Origin of the sequence: Alteromonas halophila, from assembly GCF_014651815.1 — a bacterium.
GTDB lineage: Bacteria > Pseudomonadota > Gammaproteobacteria > Enterobacterales > Alteromonadaceae > Alteromonas > Alteromonas halophila.
In genome coordinates this window covers 1-1,727 of the sequence record NZ_BMXP01000024.1, presented here as the reverse complement: position 1 = coordinate 1,727, position 1,727 = coordinate 1, and the positions used below count along the sequence as shown (strand labels likewise).

Below are 1,727 nucleotides of genomic sequence, written 5' to 3'. Positions count from 1 at the left end.
CTGGGTAGGGGAGCGTTGTGTAAGTGGATGAAGGTGTGTTGAGAAGCATGCTGGACATATCACAAGTGCGAATGCTGACATGAGTAACGATAATGGGAGTGAAAAACTCCCACGCCGAAAGACCAAGGTTTCCTGTCCCATGCTAATCAGGGCAGGGTAAGTCGGCCCCTAAGGCGAGGCAGAAATGCGTAGTCGATGGGAAACGGGTTAATATTCCCGTACTTGTATAATCAGTGATGGAGGGACGGAGAAGGCTAGGCAGGCATGGCGTTGGTAGTCCATGTGAAAGTGCGTAGGCTGAGAACTTAGGCAAATCCGGGTTCTTAAGGCCGAGACACGAGACGAGCTCCCAAGGGAGTGAAGCTGTTGGTGCCCTGCTTCCAGGAAAAGCTTCTAAACTTATGATTATACGAACCGTACCCTAAACCGACACAGGTGGTCAGGTAGAGAATACTAAGGCGCTTGAGAGAACTCGGGTGAAGGAACTCGGCAAAATAGTACCGTAACTTCGGGAGAAGGTACGCCGCTGAAGGTGATAGAACTTGCTTCTTGAGCTTTTGGCGGTCGCAGTGACCAGGTGGCTGGGACTGTTTATTAAAAACACAGCACTCTGCAAACACGAAAGTGGACGTATAGGGTGTGACACCTGCCCGGTGCCGGAAGGTTAATTGATGGGATTAGCGTAAGCGAAGTTCTTGATCGAAGCCCCGGTAAACGGCGGCCGTAACTATAACGGTCCTAAGGTAGCGAAATTCCTTGTCGGGTAAGTTCCGACCTGCACGAATGGTGTAACCATGGCCACGCTGTCTCCACCCGAGACTCAGTGAAATTGAAATCGCTGTGAAGATGCAGTGTACCCGCACCTAGACGGAAAGACCCCGTGAACCTTTACTACAGCTTGGCACTGAACATTGAACCTACATGTGTAGGATAGGTGGGAGGCTTTGAAGCATACTCGCCAGAGTATGTGGAGCCGTCCTTGAAATACCACCCTTGTATGTTTGATGTTCTAACTTAGCCCCCTAATCTGGGGTGAGGACAGTGTCTGGTGGGTAGTTTGACTGGGGCGGTCTCCTCCCAAATAGTAACGGAGGAGCACGAAGGTTAGCTAATCACGGTCGGACATCGTGAGGTTAGTGCAATGGCATAAGCTAGCTTAACTGCGAGATAGACACATCGAGCAGGTACGAAAGTAGGTCATAGTGATCCGGTGGTTCTGTATGGAAGGGCCATCGCTCAACGGATAAAAGGTACTCCGGGGATAACAGGCTGATACCGCCCAAGAGTTCATATCGACGGCGGTGTTTGGCACCTCGATGTCGGCTCATCACATCCTGGGGCTGAAGTCGGTCCCAAGGGTATGGCTGTTCGCCATTTAAAGTGGTACGCGAGCTGGGTTTAGAACGTCGTGAGACAGTTCGGTCCCTATCTGGTGTGGGCGTTGGATGATTGATGGGAGCTGCTCCTAGTACGAGAGGACCGGAGTGGACGAACCGCTGGTGTTCGGGTTGTGATGCCAATCGCATTGCCCGGTAGCTACGTTCGGAACGGATAACCGCTGAAAGCATCTAAGCGGGAAGCCGGCCCAGAGATGAGTCATCCCTGAGCTTTAAGCTCTGGAAGGGTTGTTTTAGACTAAGACGTTGATAGGCAGGATGTGGAAGCGTTGTAAGGCGTTAAGCTAACCTGTACTAATTGCCCGAGAGGCTTAACCATACAACACCCAA

The 1,727-nt window shown here is 51.5% G+C and carries 1 rRNA gene; it reads left to right on the top strand.

The window, feature by feature from the left end:
- Window positions 1–1,716, top strand: a 23S ribosomal RNA gene (locus IE054_RS17700); the annotation flags it as partial.
- Window positions 1,717–1,727 lie beyond the last annotated feature (11 nt).